This is a genomic window from Mesorhizobium sp. M00.F.Ca.ET.216.01.1.1, assembly GCF_004010325.2.
In the GTDB taxonomy this organism is placed as follows: Bacteria; Pseudomonadota; Alphaproteobacteria; order Rhizobiales; family Rhizobiaceae; genus Mesorhizobium.
Window position 1 is genome coordinate 1 of record NZ_SADR02000472.1, and the last position, 297, is coordinate 297.

General features: G+C 64.0%; 1 protein-coding gene. It reads right to left on the reverse strand.

Going from position 1 to position 297, the window contains the following annotated elements; translation table 11 throughout:
• Nucleotides 1-244 (reverse strand): YciI family protein (locus tag EN859_RS37020; protein WP_245525896.1); only part of this gene is annotated, 244 nt, incomplete at its 3' end.
• Between the last annotated feature and the right edge of the window lie 53 nt (nt 245-297).

Here is a 297-nt window from a genome sequence, read left to right on the forward strand (position 1 = left end):
AATAGCCGCCCAGCACTTCCTTGACCTCGGCGAAGGGGCCGTCGACGACCAGAGGCTTGCCACCCTTGTAGCTGACCCGCGCCCCGGCGGACGGCGGATGCAGGCCGTCGAGCGTCAGAAGCACGCCGGCTTTCTTCAGCTCGTGATTGTACTTCATCATCCCTTCCACCGCCTCGGCGCTGGGCATGACATCGGGCGCCGCCTCCGCGTAGCCGCCGGGGATCATCAGCATCATGAAACGCATCGGTGTGTTGTCCTTCGTTGCTTGGTTACGACGAACGGGGATCGGCGGAATCG